The organism is Ensifer sp. VA4, assembly GCF_055710065.1.
This window is the reverse complement of the sequence record NZ_JBVQPO010000001.1, coordinates 584,877-601,520: the sequence shown is the minus strand read 5'-3', so window position 1 is coordinate 601,520 and position 16,644 is coordinate 584,877. Positions and strand designations below refer to the sequence as shown.

Sequence of the window (16,644 nt, the reverse complement as noted above, 5' to 3'; positions counted from 1 at the left end):
ACGCGACAGACTGCTGTTTCTCAAAACGATCTTCCTATCGATCCACATCATGTCCGACGCCCATCGCCTCGTTGATCAGGTCGTCGGCGGCCTCCGAAAGCAGGAAGTCCTGGGCCTCGCCCTGAACCATTTCCTTGCCGATCTCCAGCATCACGGGCACCGCCAATGGCGAGATCCGGTCAAGCCGTCGATGGGTGATATGGCCCTTGATTCGCTTCAGCATATCCCCCAGCCGGGCGATGTCCAAAAGGCCCGTTGCCGCATCGTTGCGGGTCGCCTCGAGCAGCAGGTGGTCCGGCTCGTGCGCGTGCAGTACGTCATAAATGAGGTCGGCGGAAACCGTCACCTGCCGGCCGGTCTTTTCCTTGCCGGGATGACGCTGGTCGATCAGGCCGGCGATGACGGCGCAATTGCGGAAGGTGCGTTTGAGGAGAAAGGATTCGTTCAGCCAGGCCTCGAGGTCGTCGCCCAGCATGTCCTCATCGAAGAGCTCGGCAAGTGCGCCGCGGCGAAGCTCGAAGGTGGCGCCGAGGTCGTCGAGCGCCCAGACCGCCAGAGAGTAGTCCGTTGCCACGAAGCCGAGCGGCTTCAGCCCGGCGCGGTCGAGGCGCCGGGTGAGCAGCATGCCGAGCGTCTGGTGGGCCAGTCGTCCTTCGAAGGCATAGGCGACCATGTAGTGGCGGCTGCCGCGTGGGAAGGTTTCGATCAGGAGTTCGTCCTCGCGCGGCAGCATCGAGGCGTCCTTCTGCAGGGACAGCCAGTCGCGCACCTGTTCCGGCAGCGCTGCCCGGCGTGCCGGGTCGGCGAGCATCTTGCGCACTTGCTGCGCTAAATAGGTCGAGAGCGGAAACTTGCCGCCGGCATAGCTCGGCACCTTCGGGTCAAAGGTAAAGGCCTGGCTGACGAGGCATTCGTTCTCGCGGATGCCTTCGAAGCGCAGCACCTTGCCGGAGAACATGAAGGTGTCGCCTTGGGAGAGCATTTCGAGGAAATACTCTTCGACCTTGCCGAGCGACATGCCGCCGCGGCCGAGCGAGCCGCGCTGATTGCGCTTGACCAAACGCACGTTCAGCATCGGCGACTCGACGATGGTGCCGACGTTCAGCCGGTACTGCTGCGCCACCAGCGGATTGGAGACACGATAGAGCCCGTCCTTGGTCTTGCGGATGCGGGCATAGCGCTCATAGGTTTTCAGCGCGTAGCCGCCGGTCGCGACGAAGTCGATCACCCGTTCGAAGGTCTCCCAGGCAAGCGTCATATAGGGCGAGGCGGTGGTGATCTCGTCGTAAAGCGACAGCGGGTCGAAAGGTGCGGCGCAGGCCATGCCGAGCACATGCTGGGCAAGCACGTCGAGCGCGCCCTTGCCGACCGGCGGCGTGTCCTGCGCGCCGATATAGTTGGCGTCGAGCGCCGCCTGGCATTCCATCACCTCGAAGCGGTTGGCCGGCACCAGGATCGCCTTCGACGGTTCGTCCATGCGGTGGTTGGCGCGGCCGATGCGCTGGGCAAGGCGGCTTGCGCCCTTTGGTGCGCCGACATGCACGACGAGATCGACGTCGCCCCAGTCGATGCCGAGGTCGAGCGTCGAAGTGGCGACCACGGCGCGCAGCCGGTTCTCCGCCATCGCCGCCTCGACCTTGCGGCGTTGGGCGACATCGAGCGAACCGTGATGCAGCGTGATCGGCAGATTATCGTCATTGATCGTCCAGAGCTCCTGAAACAGAAGCTCCGCCTGGCTGCGGGTGTTGACGAAGAGCAGGGTGGTGCCGTGCTCCTTGATCGCGGCGTAGACGTCGGCGATGGCATAGCGCGCCGAGTGTCCCGCCCAGGGCACGTGTTCCTCCGTCTTGAGGATGGATATCTGCGGCTTGGCGCCGCCTTCGACCAGGACCAGGCCGGCATGGTCGTTCTTATCCGGCGCCTGTGGCGCCAGCCAGCGCTGCAGATCCATGGGATCGGCGACCGTCGCCGAAAGCCCGATCGTCTGCAGCCGCGGCGCCAGCCGGCGAAGCCGCGCGAGGCCGAGGGACAGAAGATGGCCACGCTTCGAGGTGACGAGCGAATGCAATTCGTCGAAGACGACATAGCGCAGGTCTCGAAAGAAACGCGTCGCCTCGCCATTGGCGAGCAACAGCGCCAATTGTTCCGGTGTCGTCAGCAGGATGTCCGGTGGATTGAGCTTCTGCCGCTGCCGCTTGGCGGTCGGCGTGTCGCCGGTGCGGTTTTCGATGCGGACCGGCAGGCCCATTTCGCCGACCGGCTTCATCAGGTTGCGCTCGATGTCGACGGCAAGCGCCTTCAGGGGTGAGATATAGAGCGTGTGAATGCCGACGAAGGCGGAGCCGGGCGGGATCCTGCCGCGGCGGGTGAGATCGACGAGCGACGGCAGGAAACCGGCCAGCGTCTTGCCGGCGCCCGTCGGCGCGATCAGCAGCGTGCTTTCGCCTGCCTCGGCGCGTGCGAGCAGCTCGAGCTGGTGGGCGCGCGGCCGCCAGCCCTTTTCGCCGAACCAGCGTAGAAAGGGGGCGGGCAGGGTAAGGGCATCGCCCTGCAGCACTGGGGAATCGATCCTGTTCACGGAGAACAAAGGTAGATCAAATCCACCAAAAGAGAAGCCTGCAGGCGAGGCCACCAGTAACCGAGTTGACTCCTACCAATATGCTGAAGGCCGAGCAGGCCTATCGCGCCGAACTCCGGCGCGTGACCATCGCCAGCATCCTGGATGATTTGAACGCCAAGGATGACGGCAGCATTGCCGCAAGAACCAATGCGTTCCTTGCGATCAACGAACGCCGGTCAGCCATCGGCGCTTGAGATCGCTGCCACCCCAGCAGTTCTCTTCAACCCAAGGAGAAGTGCATGCAACCGCGTTCAATTTCGTCGAAGCTGCCCCGGATGCGTACAGGGCCGTTGCCGCGCTGGACAAGTACGTCGTCAAGGACTCCGGCCTGGAGCCTCGCCTCATCCACCTGATCATGCTGCGGGCGTCGCAGATAAACGGCTGCGCCTACTGCGTCGACATGCATGTGAAGGAGGCGCGCCATAGCGGCCTCAGCGAGCAGTGGATTCACCTGATCTGTACCTGGCGTGAATCGCCGATCTACGATGCACGCGAGCGCGCCGTGCTCGCCTGTACCGAAGCACTTACCAACATCGCCCAGACGCGTGCGCCGGACGAAGACTTCGAGCCGTTGAAGGAACATTTCACCGAGGCCGAAATCACCAAGATTACGGTCGCGATCGGCGTGATCAACACCTGGAACCGGATCGCCGTCGGCTTCCGCTCCCAGCATCCGGTCGACGCGCCGGCAAAGGCCGCTTAGTCCTCGCGACGCTCTTAAAGCGCGATGTAGCGATCGGCGCGGTGGTTGATGGCCACGAACAGGTTCAAGACGACCGCGCCGAGCACCGACCAGGCGACGACGGTAGGCGACGTCACGCCGAAGGCGGCGACGAGAACGACCATGTCGATCGCAAGCTGCACGAGACCGGCGCGGATGCCGAAACGCTCCTGCAGGTAGATACCGAGAATGCCGACGCCGCCGAGGCTGGCGCGATGGCGATAGAGCGCCAGCAGGCCGTAACCGAGAAGCAGGCCGCCGAGCAATGCCGCCCAGGCAGGCTGGATCGTGCCGATCTGGAAGAGGCGCGACTGGACGTCGGTGAGGAACGAGGTGAGGCCGATTGCAATGAAGGTCTTGACCGTAAAGGCAGGACCAAGCCGCTTCAAGGAGAGATAGAAGAACGGCAGGTTGAGCAGGAAGAAAGCCAGGCCAAAATTGATGCCGAACGCGTAGTGCAGCAGGAAGGCGACGCCCGCCGTGCTGCCGGTCAAGAAGCCGGCGCTTGCGAGGAAGTAGAGGCCGAGGGCGGCGATCAGGCTGCCGGTGAAGATTCCCTGCAGGTCCTCGACCGGCGTGTGCCGGGTCGGGCTGGTGTTCCAGAGGCCGAAAACGCTGCTGATCTGAGCCATGGCAAAACCTCGATTGCGATGACTATAGCAATGCTGCAACGCACAACAACAATCAAGAAAATATGTCAGTAATGCTGACTTATTTTTGCGACCCTGCCTTGCGTTTTACGCAGGCTTGCGTGCGAGGAACAGGATGCCGAAAACCGGTTCGCCGGCATCCATGCGGATGACCGTGCGCTCGATGGCCCTGAGATCCAGGCCATGCGCCGCGCAGAGGCCGCGGATATAGGCTTCGCTATGGGCATAGCGTAGCGAGGGCCGCAGCAGGAAATCCACGCCATCGCCCGCATCCTCGACGGAAAAGGCGAAGTAGCCGTCGGCGGCAAGCAGTCGGACGGTAATGTCGAAGACGCTGTCGAGATTGCCGAGATACATGAGAACGTCGGCGGCGCTGACGAGATCGGCTCGGGCGGGAGCGAAGTTGCCGAAGATGCCGGAGGTCTCCGGCGGAAGTGAAAGATCGGCGCGCGCCAGCCGATCATAGGTGGATTTCGCCTCGGCCTTGGCGAGCATGTTGATGGAGATGTCGAAACCTTCGAGAAATTGCGACTGATCCCGGATGCGTTCGCCGAAGAGGCCGGTGCCGCAGCCGAGATCCGTCACATGCTCGAAGATGAGGCCTCCGGTGTGGCTTTGGATCAGCGCCACGAGCTTCTGCGGCACGGTATAGTCGAGCTTCTCCACCAGCGCCTTGTCGAAGCGGTCGGCATAATCGTCGAAGAGCCGTTCGACATAGAGGCTCGGCGGCTGTTCCGGCATCGCGGCGGCGCCGAGAAGCGCCAGCTTGAGGCCAGCGCCAAAGATGTCCTCGGGGCTGAGCTCCAGCGTTTTTCTGAGTGCGTCGATTGCCGCCTCTTTCCGGCCCGATTTCTCCTCATAGTCCGCCAGCCGAAACCAGCCGGCTGCCCAGTCCGGCGCCCGTTCCAGCGCCTGTGCCATGAGTTCGGCCGCGCTTCCGGGCTCGCCGCCATCGGCAAGCATTTTTGCGTAGTCGGCGCGGCGGTCGGCGATCAGGTCGCCGGAGGAGAGCTGGTTGAGCGTCATCAATGTGAGATATTGGTTGCGATCAGCGCTTCTGACGCCGGAAGCCGCAAAACACAAGCGGAATCTGGCGCAAACGGAAGCTTGGGCCATGCCTGCCGGATCCAATGACTTGCGACGCTGCCGATCGCGGCTTATGTGAAGACAAACAGGAGAAGTTCGCGGATGTCGGACGGAATGAACAGATTCTTGGGTGACACGCCGCTGCGCGTGCTGGTCAAGCTCGTCGTGGTGTCGATCCTCGTCGGCTTCGTCATGACCGTCTTCGGCTGGTATCCGACCGATATCTACTTCGCGGTCCGCAACTTCTTGCTCGACCTCTGGTACACCGGCTTTGCCGCGCTTGGCCGGGTGGGCGACTATCTGCTGCTGGGTGCCGCGATCGTCGTGCCGGCCTTCGTGATCCTGCGTGTTCTGAGCTACCGGCGCTGATGATGCAGGACCGGTTTCTTCTGATCGAACGCCGCGGCCTGCTGCGCGCAACCGTCATCCTTTCGCTCGGCGCGATGGCCGGCTGCACGACGTCGAAGGTGCTGACGCCTGAAAGCGGCACCGGCAGCGACCAGACCGAAGCAAGCCTCGGCTATGTCAACCAGCTGCGCAAGGGCAAGGGGTTGACCGAGCTCGTGGCCGACCACGCGGCCTCGCTGGCAGCGATGAATCAGGCGGTGCGCATGGCCAAGGTCGGCAAGATGGAGCATCTCATCGGCTGGAACGACAGTTTCTACGATCGCATGAAGGGCCAGGGCGTAACCCTGCCGGCGGCCGAAAACATCGCCATGGGCCAGGACGATGCCGAACGCGCCTATGACGCCTGGTACAAGTCGCCGAAGCATCTCGAAAACATGCTCGGCAACTATCGCGGCCTCGGCGTAGCCGTCGCCCAGAACGCCGCCTCCGACAACCGCCCCTTCTGGGCGATGGTGCTGTCGGGCTGACCTGCGTTCACAAGCGTTTGCATCTCGGGCCGCCCCTCATACCCCTGCCGGGACCTCCCCGTTACGACGGGGAGAAGGGGACTTGCCGCGCCCTTTCTAGTCCATAGCAACTGCTGACTGGACAGCTGCGCCGATAGCGACCGGGACATAATGTTGCGTTTGCCAAGTCCCCTCTCCCCGCCTGCGGGGAGAGGGCTAGGGTGAGGGGCTTTCGCAGGCGCCGACACTCCTTGCGGATCAACAACACATGGCACCTTGCATCCGCCTACGCACTTTCCCTACAACGGTCACCACCTTCCCCTCACGCCGGACCGTTCGATGACCGCTTCCTCCGCCATGCCGCGCGACACTGCCGGCGCCTTTCATGTTACTCATCGGCTGATCCTGGCGATTGCGCTGCCGATGACGCTCGGCTTCCTGACGACGCCTTTGCTCGGTCTCGTCGATACCGCCGTCGTCGGGCGCATGGGGCAGGCGACGCTGCTTGCGGGGCTCGCGGTTGGCGCCGTGATGTTCGACCTGATCTTCACCACCTTCAATTTCCTGCGCGCCGCGACCACCGGTCTCGTCGCTCAGGCCTATGGCCGTGGCGACCGGCGCGAGCAGCAGGCGGTGTTCTGGCGCTCGCTGACCATCGCGTTCATTTGCGGCACGGTCAGTCTTCTCATCTCGCCGCTGCTGTTGTCCGGCGGTCTCTGGCTGATGGGGCCGGAGCCGGAGGTGGCGGCCGTAACCAGCACCTATTTTCTCTGTCGAATCATTTCGGCGCCGGCCGCACTTGCCAACTATGCCATTCTCGGCTTCGTGCTCGGTCGTGGTGAAGGCACGATCGGTCTGATGCTGCAGACGCTGATCAACGGGGTCAACATCGTCCTGTCTATCCTGCTCGGCCTCGTTCTCGGCTGGGGCGTGATGGGTGTCGCGCTGGCAACCGTTACCGGCGAGGTGATCGGCGCTCTCGCCGGCTTTGCCATCGTCTATGGTCGCTTCGATCGTGAGGACGCACCGAGCTGGGCGCTGATCTTCGATCGCGAACGCTTGAAGCCGCTCTTCGGCCTCAACCGCGACATCATGATCCGCTCCTTCGTTCTGCTCGCCGCGTTCACGCTGATGACGCGCATCGGCACCGCCTTCGGGCCGGTGACGCTTGCGGCAAACGCGGTGCTGATGACGATCTTCCTGGTCGCCGGCTATTACCTCGACGGCCTGGCCAATGCTGCCGAACAGTTGATCGGCCGCTCGATCGGCGCCCGCTATCGCCCCGCCTTCGACCGCGCCTTGTGGCTGACGGCCGCCTGGTCGCTGGGGCTCGCGCTCCTGACGACGGCGGCCTTCCTGCTCTTCGGTGACCGGCTCATCGATCTCCTGACGACGGCCACCGACGTTCGCGCCGTCGCCTACGAATATCTGCCCTGGGCAGCGGTGACGGCGATGACCGGCGCGCTCGCCTTCCTGATGGACGGCGTCTTCATCGGTGCCACCTGGTCGCGCGAGATGCGCAACATGATGGTCGCGGCTTTCGTCGGCTACGTCGCGGCGCTGGCCGTGTTGGTGCCCGCCTTCGGCAATCACGGGCTCTGGGCCGGCCTCAACCTCTTCCTGCTGATGCGCGGCCTGTTCCTGCTATCGAGAATTCCTACAAAGGCGCGTCAGACTTTCCGGCCGGCCCAGTAGTCGAGACGGCTGTCGCGGATATCGCGGATCGAACTGAGCCGCTCCCGGTCGCAGAGATCGGAAAGGCCGCGCACGATGCGGCCCGGCAGCGCAGGGCCTTCATAGACCATGCAGGAATAGAGCTGGACCAGATCGGCGCCGGCGCGGATTTTTTCCGCCGCAGTCTCGGCCGAACCGACGCCGCCGACCCCGATGATCGGCAGATTTGGCCCGACGCGCTTGCGCATCCGGGCAAGGACCGCTGTCGATTTTTCGAAGAGCGGCTTGCCGGAGAGCCCGCCGGCTTCTTTCGCCTGATGCTGGTCCTTCAGACCGTCGCGCGACAGCGTCGTGTTGGAGACGATCAGGCCGTCGAGATTGTGGGCGAGAACTTCGGCCGCAATGTCGTCCATGCCCTCCTCGGTCAGGTCGGGCGCGATCTTCAGGAACACCGGAACGTAGCGGTTGCTGCTGCGGGCTTCCTCGTCGCGGGCGGTGAGCACGGCGATCAGCAGAGCGGCGAGGCTCTCGCGTGCCTGAAGGTCGCGCAGGCCCGGCGTGTTCGGCGAGGAGATGTTGGCGGTGAAGTAGCGGGCGACGGAATAGAAGGTGTGAATGCCGTTCACATAGTCGGCAACACGGTCGGCGCTATCCTTGTTGGCGCCAATATTGACGCCGATCAGCGCCGCGCGCGAGCAGGTCTTGAGCCGTGCCAACGCCGCGCCGTGGCCCTCGTTGTTGAAGCCGAGGCGGTTGATGACGGCTTCGTCCTCGACCAGTCGGAAGATGCGCGGCTTGTCGTTGCCGGCTTGCGGCTTCGGCGTGACGGTGCCGATCTCGGTGAAGCCGAAGCCGATCTTCAGGAGCGCCTCCGGCACCTCGGCATTCTTGTCATAGCCGGCCGCCATGCCGATCGGATTCGGGAAGTCGATGCCGGCGACCGTCTGAGAAAGCCGTTTGTCGGCCTTGGCCGGACAGCTCGGCACGAGCCCGGACCTCAGCGCCTTGATCGACAAGCCGTGCGCGGTCTCGGGATCGAACAGGAAGAGGCCGCGGCGGGCGAGATTGGTAAGCGGATTCATGCGTCAAGTTCCGGGAAGATATGCAGGCCATCGGCGCCAAGCGGCAGGGGTTTTTCCCAGACCACGGCGGAGAGGAAGAGAGGGGCATAGAGATGCGGGAAGAGGGCGCCGCCGCGCGAGGGTTCGTAGACCAGTTCTTCGCCGAGCGCGTCGCCGTCGACCGCGACCAAGAGCAGGCCTTCCTGTCCCTCGAAATGCCGCGCTGCCGTTTCCACGGCCTGTTCGGCGGTGGAGAAATGGATGAAGCCGTCGGCGAGGTCGACGGGTGCGCCGTCGAAGCGTCCGCTACGCTTGGCTTCCTGCCACAGCGAGGCCGGAACGATCTTGTAGATGATGGAACCCATTGTGCCCTCGTAATCGTCTGTCGTGGCCTTGCCGCAAATATCGGCGATTGTCCATCGCAGAAGGGCGTCGATTCGCGCATAATCGGTGGTGAAGATCGATTTCGCTCTTCCCGTTCATGTGCCGGACGTCATCTGGCAAGGACCGCAACGGAGAGGACGTCATGAGAAAAGCTACTGTCGCACTTCTGATCGGCGCCGGCCTGGCATCCGCCGGCATCGCCTTGGCGCAGGATCCGGCGCCCGGCCGCTACAGCATGCAGAAATCCGAGACCGGGATTGCCCGGCTCGATACGCAAACCGGTGAAGTGTCGCTCTGCCAGGAAAGGAACGGCGAACTCGTCTGCCGCATGGCAGCGGACGAACGCTCCGCGCTGGAACTGGAGATCGACCTCCTGACCAAACGGGTGGAGACCTTGGAAAAGGCGGTCAAATCCGGTGAAAGCATCGCGAAACCGAACCTTCCGACCGACGAAGAGATTGACCGGACAATGGGCATCATGGAAAGAATGATGCGTAAGTTCATGGATATCGTGAAGGATCTCGAAGGCAGCGACCCCGCGACGGAGCCGCAGAAGACCTGAGAGACCGGATCGGCCATGCGGGATGCGGATCGGCGCGTGGAGGCGTGCGGGTCGCAGACTGGGCTCTTGGGAGGGAGCGACATGACGCCGGACATGACCATCATCATCGCGGACGATCATCCGCTGTTTCGGGGCGCCATGCGCCAGGCGCTGAGCGGCATGGAGGGGGCAGCGCCCTCCATCGTCGAGGCGGGCGATTTCGCGGCCGCGCGCAAGGCCGCAGCCGATTGTCCGGATGCCGATCTCCTGCTGCTGGACCTGACCATGCCCGGTGTCAGCGGCCTTTCCGGCCTGATTGCGCTTCGCGCCGAGTTTCCGAGCCTGCCGGTCATGGTGGTTTCCGGCCATGATGACCCGGCGACGATCCACCGCGCGCTCGACCTCGGCGCCTCCGGTTTCCTGTCGAAATCGGCCGGTATCGACGAGATCCGCGAGGGCATCGAGAAGGTGATGGCCGGTGAGGTCTTCGTGCCGGCCGGTTACGACCAGGCCCAGGAATACGAACCGGAAGTCGCCGATCTGCTCCAGCGGCTGCAGACGCTGACACCGCAGCAGTCACGGGTTCTCAGCATGTTGGGCGAGGGTCTGCTCAACAAGCAGATCGCCTATGAGCTCGGCGTCTCCGAGGCGACCATCAAGGCCCATGTCTCGGCGATCCTGCTGAAGCTCAATGTCGACAGCCGCACCCAGGCGGTGATCCAGCTTTCGAAGATCGGCACCGTCGCCGCCGCCTGAGGCGTCAACAGGGCGGACGGCGGTCCTTCGATTGCGTGCGTGCACAACGGCGCCGAAGCCGTCTATTCCGCAGCCGCTCGCGCCGCCGTCGAAAGCTGCGTCAGCCACGCCCGCATCGCCGCCGGCCGCACCGGTTTGTTCTGGATCGAAATGCCGTCGCGCTCGGCTGCGGCGCGCACTTCCGGCGAACGGTCGGCCGTCACCAGCAAGGCCGGGATCGCTTCGCCGGCGGAAAGCCGGATTTTCGCGATCGCCTCGATGCCGGTGCCGTCGTCGAGATGATAATCGGCGATGATCGCGTGCGGCTTTTCGGCCGGCTGTCCGACTATCTCGGCGCAGGCGGCAACCGATTCCGCCGTCGTAACGGCGCAGCCCCAGCCCGAAAGCAGCACTTTCATGCCCTCGAGGATGCGCGGTTCGTTGTCGATGCAGAGCACGCGCAGGCCGTTGAGCGCCTCGCTCGCCTTGTTGGCAACGGTCGCGCGGACCGGGACGTGTTCGCCGGCGCTTGCGTCGAGCGGCAAGGTCACCTTGAAACCGGTGCCCTTGCCGGGCGTCGATTGCAGGCTGACCGGATGATTGAGCACGCGCGAGATGCGGTCGACGATCGATAGGCCGAGGCCGAGACCGGAAGCGGTGCGCGCGCCTTCGTCGAGCCGGGCGAATTCCTTGAAGACGGTGCGGAATTTGGAGGATGGGATGCCGATGCCGGAATCATGCACCTCGATCGTCGCCATCGCGCCATGCCTACGCACGCCGACCAGCACCTTGCCGGTGAGCGTGTATTTGATCGCATTGGAAACGAGGTTCTGCACCACGCGGCGAAGCAGGTTCGGATCGCTGCGCACGCTGAGCGAGGTCGGCATGACCACCAGTTCGAGATCCTTGGCGCGCGCGATCGGGGCGAAGTCGGTCTCGATACGGCGGAGCAGGTCGTTGAGCGGTACGGATTGCAGCCGCGGCTTCATCGCGCCGGTGTCGAGGCGAGAGATGTCGAGCACGGCACCGAGAATGGCCTCGACCGATTCGAGCGAGGAATCGATGTTTTCGACGAGTGTGCTGTCGTCGGAGTCGCCAAGTCGCTCGACCAGCGAGGACGAATAGAGGCGGGCGGCGTTGAGCGGTTGGAGGATATCGTGGCCGGCGGCCGCGAAGAACCGCGTCTTGCCGATATTGGCCTCTTCCGCCGCTGCGCGGGCTTCGGCGAGTTCCCGGTTCACGCGGGTGAGTTCGCCGGTTCGCTCGGCAACACGCAGTTCCAGCGTCTCGTTCGCCTGCTTCAGCGCCATGTCGGCGGCAACGCGCTGGGTGATGTCGGTGTAGGTGGTGACGATGCCCTTGTCGGGCATCGCGTTGGTGCGCACTTCGATGATGCGTTCGCCATTGCCAAGTTCGAGCAGGAAGGGCTTGTCGAGCGTCAGGAAGTTGGCGATCAATCCTTTTTCCTGGTCCTTGCGGATATCGCCGCGCCTGGTGAGGATCGAAACGATATCGGCAAGCGGAAAGCCCACCTGGCCGGCGGCTTCCGGCAGGTCGAGCAACTGGCGGAAGCGCCGGTTCCAGATGATCAGGTTGTTGGCGTTGTCGAAGACGGCAATGCCCTGGTCCATCTGCGAGAGCGCGGTCTGCAGCATGTCCTGATTGTATTGCAGTGCCTCGCTTGCCTGATCGAGCAGCCAGGCCGTGTCGGATGACGTATCGTCGCCGCGCTGCAGGACGAGCGAGAGCACGAGCCGCGCCGAGGACGAGCCGATGGCGCTGCCGAGCAGTTGCTCGGAAAAATGCACGACCGCCATGTCCGCCGGCGCGTTGTCGTCCAGCCAGCGGCCGGATTGGCGTTCGTAAGTGTGGAAGGAGCGCTGCATGCGCTCGGTGCCCATGTAGCGGCCGATCGTCGCCTTGAGATCGCGCACCGTCACCTTGGTCTTGCGGCCGCGGAAGGTGCCTTCGGTGCGCGACCGCCGGGTGATGAAGATGCCGGCTTGGAAACGCTCGATCGGCTTCGGCGTCCGGGTCAGCGAGGCCAGCACATAGGCGCTGCAGTTGACGAGGAAGCTCAGCGTCGTGGCATTGACCAGCGGATCGGCCCCAGGGCCCGAGAACAGGTCGGTAAATGGCAGCAGGAAGCTCAGCACCGTTGCCGCGACTTGGGAATTGTCCGGTCCGCCGAGGCTCGGCAGGAACAAAAGATAGGCCCAGACGAAGAAGCCGGAGACCATGCCGGTGATCGCGCCGCGCGCATTGGCCTGGCGCCAGACGAGGCCGCCGAGCATGGCCGGCGCCATCTGGGAGATAGCGACGAAGGACAAGAGCCCGAGCGACGCAAGCCCGGCGCTGATGTCGGCGGAGCGGTAGTAGCCATAGCCAAGCAGCAGCACGACGAAGATCGCCGAGCGGCGGATGTTGAGCAGCGTCCCGGCGAGATCTTCCTGCAGGCCGCCACGCTGGCTGAGATTGCGGCGCAGGAATACCGGCATGACGATGTCGTTCGAGATCATGATCGACAGCGCCACGGAGGCGACGATGACCATGGCCGTCGCTGCCGAGAAGCCGCCGATGAAGGTGATGAGCGTCAGAAGCGGCAGGCCGTTGGCGAGCGGCAGGGTGAGAAGGTAAAGATCCGCGTTGCCGGAGCCCGAGAAGGTGAGGATGCCGGCAATCGCGATCGGCAGCACGAAGAGATTGATGCCGATCAGATAGAGCGGAAAGAGGATGCCGGCGGTACGCAGTTCCCCGTCGGTTCGGTTTTCCACGACGGTCACATGGAATTGCCGCGGCAGCATGATGATCGCAAAGGCGGAGGTAACGATCAAAAGGATCCACCGGGCGGTCGGGGTCTCATAGGAAAGCGCCGACTGCACAGCCGGGCTCTCGGTGGCCAGTGACCAGAGATGCGCCGGACCGTTGAAGATGACGAAAACGATGTAGAAGCCGGCGGTGACGAGGGCGACGAGTTTGACCAGCGATTCCATCGCGATCGCCAGGATCAGCCCATCCTGGTGTTCGGTAGCGTCCGTATGGCGCGTGCCGAAGACGATGGCGAAGCAGGCGAGGAATAGGGTCACGAGCAGGGGCAGGTCGATGAAACTCTGCCCCGCGCCGATGCCATAGTCACTGGTGTCGATCATCGCTGCGACGGAGCTCGAAATCGCCTTGAGCTGCAATGCGATATAGGGGATGGCGCCGACCAGCGAGATCAGCGCGACGATCGCCGCCACCGCCGGGTTCTTGCCGTAGCGCGCGGCGATGAAGTCGGCGACGGAGGTCAGCTTCTCGGTCTTGGCAAGGCGGATGATCTTGCGGATCAGCGGCATGCCCAGCGTGAACATCAGGATGGGGCCGATGTAGATGCCGGTGAACTCGAGCCCGCGCTCGGCCGCAAGCCCGATGCCGCCGAAATAGGTCCAGGACGTGCAATAGATCGCAAGGCTGAGCGCATAGACGAGCGGCCTGCCTTTCAGCGCAGCGCTTTTTCTCCTGGCCCGCCGGTCGCCATAGCTCGCGACTGCAAACAGCAGCAGCAGATAGGCGAAGGCCGAGGCAAAGATGACCGAACCCGAAAGCATGCCTCACTCCTCCGACTGGAAGCATAGGCCAAGTCCGTGAGGTTGAGAATTGCCCCGCGCATGAGTCTTAAGTCCAAGGCACTGCAAGAGAAAATGGTCTGCCGGATGCGGAAGGGAGTTTGATCCTTCTTTTCGCGGGCGCGGCTTGACCAAAGGCAAAGAAAGGTTTTCTCGCTGCTCGCTTTGGTTTAGTTTCCGTAAACGGTTGCAGCGCGGGACAGCGCCGGTGGTCGTTTTCAACGGGGATAATACGGAGAGACGTATGCTGAATGAGTTCAAGGAGTTTATTGCCCGCGGGAACGTGATGGATCTCGCGGTCGGTGTCATCATCGGCGCCGCCTTCAACAAGATCGTGACGTCGGTCGTCGAAGACCTCGTGATGCCCATTGTCGGTGCGCTCACCGGCGGCGGTTTCGATTTCTCCAATTACTTCCTGCCGCTCTCGGCCAACGTGACGGCGACCTCTCTCGCTGCTGCCCGTCAGCAGGGCGCGGTCTTTGCCTATGGCAACTTCATCACCGTCCTCATCAACTTCCTGATCCTCGCCTGGATCATCTTCCTGATGATCAAGGCCGTGAACCGCATGCGCTCGTCGCTTGAAAAGCAGAAGGAAGCAGCACCGGCTGCTCCGCCGCCGGAAGACATTCAGCTCCTCTCCGAAATCCGCGACCTGTTGAAACAGCGCGCCTGAGCCATTTGTAGCGGCCTCGGTTTGCCGAGGCCGCGAAACATCACAGAAATCGATAAACCGGTCAGATAAAGTCGCGTGATCGCAGAAGCGAAAGCGGCTAGAAGCAATGGACAGCCTGGAGCGGCCGGTTTCCGCTCTAATCCATTGGAATCTTTCACGATGCTCTCGGGCGACCGCCTCGGGACCGTTGTGCGTCCGGAGCCCGCCGATGACCATCCTGAACACTATCAGCCCCCGCGCACTTGCGGCGCCCGAAAGCGGCATCGTCGAGGTGGTGAACTACGCCCGTGGGCGCGAGGGCCTGATCCCGCTTTGGGTCGGCGAAGGCGATCTGCCGACGCCTGCCTTCATCAGTGATGCGGCCCGCGAGGCGCTTTCCGCCGGCGAAACCTTCTACACTTGGCAGCGCGGCATCCCGCCGCTGCGCGAAGCACTTTCGCGCTACTATCAGAGGCGCTTCCACAAAGCGCTGTCGCCGGAGCATTTCTACATCGTCGGCTCCGGCATGCAGGCGATCAAACTCTCGATCGAGGCGATTGCTTCGCCGGGAGACGAGATGGTGCTCTTGACGCCGGCCTGGCCGAACTTTGCCGCGGCCGCCGATCTCTCCGGCGTCCGCCCGGTCTCCGTCGAACTGCGCTTTGAACACGGAAAGTGGCAGCTCGATCTCGATCGGCTGCAAGCGGCGATCGGGCCGAAGACCAGGGCGCTGTTCATCAATACGCCATCGAACCCCACGGGCTGGACCGCGAGCAAGGAAGAGCTGGCGGCGATTCTGGCACTGACACGCAAGCATGGCCTCTGGATCATCGCCGACGAGATCTACGCCCTCTATTATTATGCCGGCGCCCGTGCGCCGTCCTTCCTGGACGTTATGGAGGAGGGCGACCGCATCCTCTTCGTCAACTCCTTCTCGAAGAACTGGTCGATGACCGGCTGGCGGGTGGGCTGGATCGTCGCGCCGCCGGAGATGGGGCAGGTGCTGGAGAACCTGGTGCAGTATTCGACGTCAGGCGTCGCCCAATTCATGCAGCGCGGCGCCGTCGTGGCGCTCGACGAGGGCGATGCCTTCCTGGACGCGAATGTCGCCAAGGCGACCAGCAACCGTGACGTCTTCTGCGACGCACTGATCGCCACCAACCGGGTCGAAACGCTGAAGCCGGACGGGGCGCTCTATGCGTTCCTCAAAATCGACGGTGTCACGGATTCCCGCGCCGCTGCGATCGACATCGTCGACAAGACCGGCGTCGGCCTCGCGCCGGGTACCGCATTCGGCGATGGCGGCTCGCTGTTCATGCGCGCCTGTTTCCTGCGCGATCCGGCCCAGGTGAAGGAAGCGGCGGACCGCCTGCAGCGTTATATTCTTGGCGGCTGACGCCCGGATGCATGGCCGAAGAGGCGCGGCGATTATTCGTCGTCCGTCTCGCCCAGCAGCTTCTGCTCATGGGCAATCGCATGGCCGATCAACCGCGCCCAGATGTCCTCGTAGAAGTCAGGGTCGAGATTGAAGCGCGCAGCATTCTTGCGGGCGTTCTCACGCACTTCCATCACCCGCGCCGGAATATCGGCCCTCAACTTCAGCGGCCGTTTGATCTCGGCCGCCCGGTCGATATAGCCCCAGCGCTCGGCAAACAGCGTCATCAGTGCCTGGTCGAGCCGGTCGATCTCGGCACGCACGTCGGCCATGGTGGTGCATTGCGCGGGGGTCTTTTGCATCTGTCTCGTCCGATTGCCTGAAGCGCAGCTGTTCCTGTTCGTTCAGGATGTTCGAGCGTCCCTCGGCTCAATCAAGCGGGGCGCTCTTGCGGCGCACTGCTAACAAACGGCGAGCTCTCTGAGAAGGGGCAACAGGGTCGCAGCAAGCGACCGGTGACGATGGTCACCTCAGCAGGCGATCTCTGGGCAGGGGAGGAGGGTGCGGTCCTGTCTCCGTCTGCGGTGATCGCCTGCTGACGTGTTGAGAGAAGTTAGCCGGCCAAGCTTGAGCGAGGCTTTTTAGCGCGGGCCGAGGAAAACTGTCTGCGGTTTTCCGCCAGCATT

15 protein-coding genes and 1 pseudogene are annotated in these 16,644 nt (G+C 63.5%); 9 read left to right on the top strand and 7 right to left on the bottom strand.

Features of this window, described 5'->3' with window-relative positions; translation table 11 throughout:
- Positions 1-34: 34 nt before the first annotated feature.
- A complete protein-coding gene (locus AC0C6X_RS02815; protein WP_472951792.1) occupies positions 35-2,587 on the bottom strand; it encodes a ligase-associated DNA damage response DEXH box helicase in 2,553 nt (850 codons plus the stop codon).
- A gap of 71 nt (positions 2,588-2,658) precedes the next feature.
- On the opposite strand from AC0C6X_RS02815, the pseudogene AC0C6X_RS02810 reads away from it, so the two are divergent.
- Together AC0C6X_RS02810 and AC0C6X_RS02805 are read left to right on the top strand one after the other, a co-directional pair.
- Positions 2,659-2,814, top strand: a pseudogene (locus AC0C6X_RS02810) (transcriptional regulator); the annotation flags it as partial.
- Between the two features lie 41 nt (positions 2,815-2,855).
- A complete protein-coding gene (locus AC0C6X_RS02805; RefSeq protein WP_173515519.1) occupies positions 2,856-3,323 on the top strand; it encodes a carboxymuconolactone decarboxylase family protein in 468 nt (155 codons plus the stop codon).
- Positions 3,324-3,337: 14 nt separating this feature from the next.
- Here the strand turns inward: AC0C6X_RS02805 and AC0C6X_RS02800 are convergent, their stop codons facing one another.
- Together AC0C6X_RS02800 and AC0C6X_RS02795 are read right to left on the bottom strand one after the other, a co-directional pair.
- Complete coding sequence (locus AC0C6X_RS02800; RefSeq protein ID WP_173515520.1) at positions 3,338-3,973, bottom strand: YitT family protein; 636 nt, start codon at positions 3,971-3,973, stop codon at positions 3,338-3,340.
- 105 nt (positions 3,974-4,078) lie between these two features.
- The gene (locus AC0C6X_RS02795) at positions 4,079-5,017 is read right to left on the bottom strand and encodes a methyltransferase (protein WP_247958146.1); all 939 of its coding nucleotides are present in this window, start codon (positions 5,015-5,017) and stop codon (positions 4,079-4,081) included.
- A 162-nt stretch (positions 5,018-5,179) separates the two neighbouring features.
- On the opposite strand from AC0C6X_RS02795, the gene AC0C6X_RS02790 reads away from it, so the two are divergent.
- From AC0C6X_RS02790 to AC0C6X_RS02780, 3 genes are all read left to right on the top strand, one after another.
- Positions 5,180-5,446 carry a DUF6460 domain-containing protein gene (locus AC0C6X_RS02790; protein ID WP_173515521.1) on the top strand — a complete coding sequence of 89 codons (267 nt, stop codon included), beginning with the start codon at positions 5,180-5,182 and terminating at the stop codon, positions 5,444-5,446.
- A gap of 2 nt (positions 5,447-5,448) precedes the next feature.
- Positions 5,449-5,952 carry a CAP domain-containing protein gene (locus AC0C6X_RS02785; protein WP_173515522.1) on the top strand — a complete coding sequence of 168 codons (504 nt, stop codon included), beginning with the start codon at positions 5,449-5,451 and terminating at the stop codon, positions 5,950-5,952.
- Between the two features lie 318 nt (positions 5,953-6,270).
- Positions 6,271-7,626, top strand: a complete 1,356-nt coding sequence (locus tag AC0C6X_RS02780; RefSeq protein WP_173515523.1) for an MATE family efflux transporter — start codon at positions 6,271-6,273, stop codon at positions 7,624-7,626.
- Here the strand turns inward: AC0C6X_RS02780 and AC0C6X_RS02775 are convergent.
- On the bottom strand, positions 7,602-8,687 hold the full coding sequence (locus tag AC0C6X_RS02775) for a quinone-dependent dihydroorotate dehydrogenase (RefSeq protein ID WP_472951789.1): 1,086 nt from the start codon (positions 8,685-8,687) through the stop codon (positions 7,602-7,604). The two genes, AC0C6X_RS02780 and AC0C6X_RS02775, sit on opposite strands and share 25 nt — an antisense overlap.
- Positions 8,684-9,031, bottom strand: a complete 348-nt coding sequence (locus AC0C6X_RS02770; RefSeq protein ID WP_173515525.1) for a DUF952 domain-containing protein — start codon at positions 9,029-9,031, stop codon at positions 8,684-8,686. Before AC0C6X_RS02770 ends, AC0C6X_RS02775 begins: the two co-directional genes overlap by 4 nt.
- 161 nt (positions 9,032-9,192) lie before the next feature.
- On the opposite strand from AC0C6X_RS02770, the gene AC0C6X_RS02765 reads away from it, so the two are divergent.
- Both AC0C6X_RS02765 and AC0C6X_RS02760 read left to right on the top strand, forming a co-directional pair.
- Entirely contained in the window at positions 9,193-9,612 is a 420-nt protein-coding gene (locus AC0C6X_RS02765) for a hypothetical protein (protein WP_173515526.1), read from the top strand.
- Positions 9,613-9,693: 81 nt separating this feature from the next.
- On the top strand, positions 9,694-10,347 hold the full coding sequence (locus tag AC0C6X_RS02760) for a response regulator transcription factor (protein WP_173515527.1): 654 nt from the start codon (positions 9,694-9,696) through the stop codon (positions 10,345-10,347).
- Between the two features lie 62 nt (positions 10,348-10,409).
- Here AC0C6X_RS02760 and AC0C6X_RS02755 read toward each other — a convergent pair whose 3' ends face one another.
- Positions 10,410-13,913, bottom strand: a complete 3,504-nt coding sequence (locus tag AC0C6X_RS02755; RefSeq protein WP_173515528.1) for a PAS domain-containing hybrid sensor histidine kinase/response regulator — start codon at positions 13,911-13,913, stop codon at positions 10,410-10,412.
- A gap of 262 nt (positions 13,914-14,175) precedes the next feature.
- On the opposite strand from AC0C6X_RS02755, the gene mscL reads away from it, so the two are divergent.
- Positions 14,176-14,604, top strand: coding sequence for a large conductance mechanosensitive channel protein MscL (mscL, locus tag AC0C6X_RS02750; RefSeq protein WP_173515529.1), 429 nt, complete (start codon positions 14,176-14,178; stop codon positions 14,602-14,604).
- Positions 14,605-14,812: 208 nt separating this feature from the next.
- The gene (locus AC0C6X_RS02745) at positions 14,813-15,979 is read left to right on the top strand and encodes a pyridoxal phosphate-dependent aminotransferase (RefSeq protein ID WP_173515530.1); all 1,167 of its coding nucleotides are present in this window, start codon (positions 14,813-14,815) and stop codon (positions 15,977-15,979) included.
- A gap of 32 nt (positions 15,980-16,011) precedes the next feature.
- On the opposite strand, the gene AC0C6X_RS02740 is transcribed toward AC0C6X_RS02745, so the two are convergent.
- Entirely contained in the window at positions 16,012-16,320 is a 309-nt protein-coding gene (locus AC0C6X_RS02740; RefSeq protein WP_173515531.1) for a chorismate mutase family protein, read from the bottom strand.
- Between the last annotated feature and the right edge of the window lie 324 nt (positions 16,321-16,644).

Bases quoted from the DNA above. Each gene is read 5' to 3' on its own strand.
- AC0C6X_RS02800 (WP_173515520.1), bottom strand. From the start codon at position 3,973: ATGGCTCAGATCAGCAGCGTTTTCGGCCTCTGGAACACCAGCCCGACC.
- AC0C6X_RS02795 (WP_247958146.1), bottom strand. From the start codon at position 5,017: ATGACGCTCAACCAGCTCTCCTCCGGCGACCTGATCGCCGACCGCCGC.
- AC0C6X_RS02790 (WP_173515521.1), top strand. From the start codon at position 5,180: ATGTCGGACGGAATGAACAGATTCTTGGGTGACACGCCGCTGCGCGTG.
- AC0C6X_RS02785 (WP_173515522.1), top strand. From the start codon at position 5,449: ATGCAGGACCGGTTTCTTCTGATCGAACGCCGCGGCCTGCTGCGCGCA.
- AC0C6X_RS02780 (WP_173515523.1), top strand. From the start codon at position 6,271: ATGACCGCTTCCTCCGCCATGCCGCGCGACACTGCCGGCGCCTTTCAT.
- AC0C6X_RS02775 (WP_472951789.1), bottom strand. From the start codon at position 8,687: ATGAATCCGCTTACCAATCTCGCCCGCCGCGGCCTCTTCCTGTTCGAT.
- AC0C6X_RS02770 (WP_173515525.1), bottom strand. From the start codon at position 9,031: ATGGGTTCCATCATCTACAAGATCGTTCCGGCCTCGCTGTGGCAGGAA.
- AC0C6X_RS02765 (WP_173515526.1), top strand. From the start codon at position 9,193: ATGAGAAAAGCTACTGTCGCACTTCTGATCGGCGCCGGCCTGGCATCC.
- AC0C6X_RS02760 (WP_173515527.1), top strand. From the start codon at position 9,694: ATGACGCCGGACATGACCATCATCATCGCGGACGATCATCCGCTGTTT.
- AC0C6X_RS02755 (WP_173515528.1), bottom strand. From the start codon at position 13,913: ATGCTTTCGGGTTCGGTCATCTTTGCCTCGGCCTTCGCCTATCTGCTG.
- mscL (WP_173515529.1), top strand. From the start codon at position 14,176: ATGCTGAATGAGTTCAAGGAGTTTATTGCCCGCGGGAACGTGATGGAT.
- AC0C6X_RS02745 (WP_173515530.1), top strand. From the start codon at position 14,813: ATGACCATCCTGAACACTATCAGCCCCCGCGCACTTGCGGCGCCCGAA.
- AC0C6X_RS02740 (WP_173515531.1), bottom strand. From the start codon at position 16,320: ATGCAAAAGACCCCCGCGCAATGCACCACCATGGCCGACGTGCGTGCC.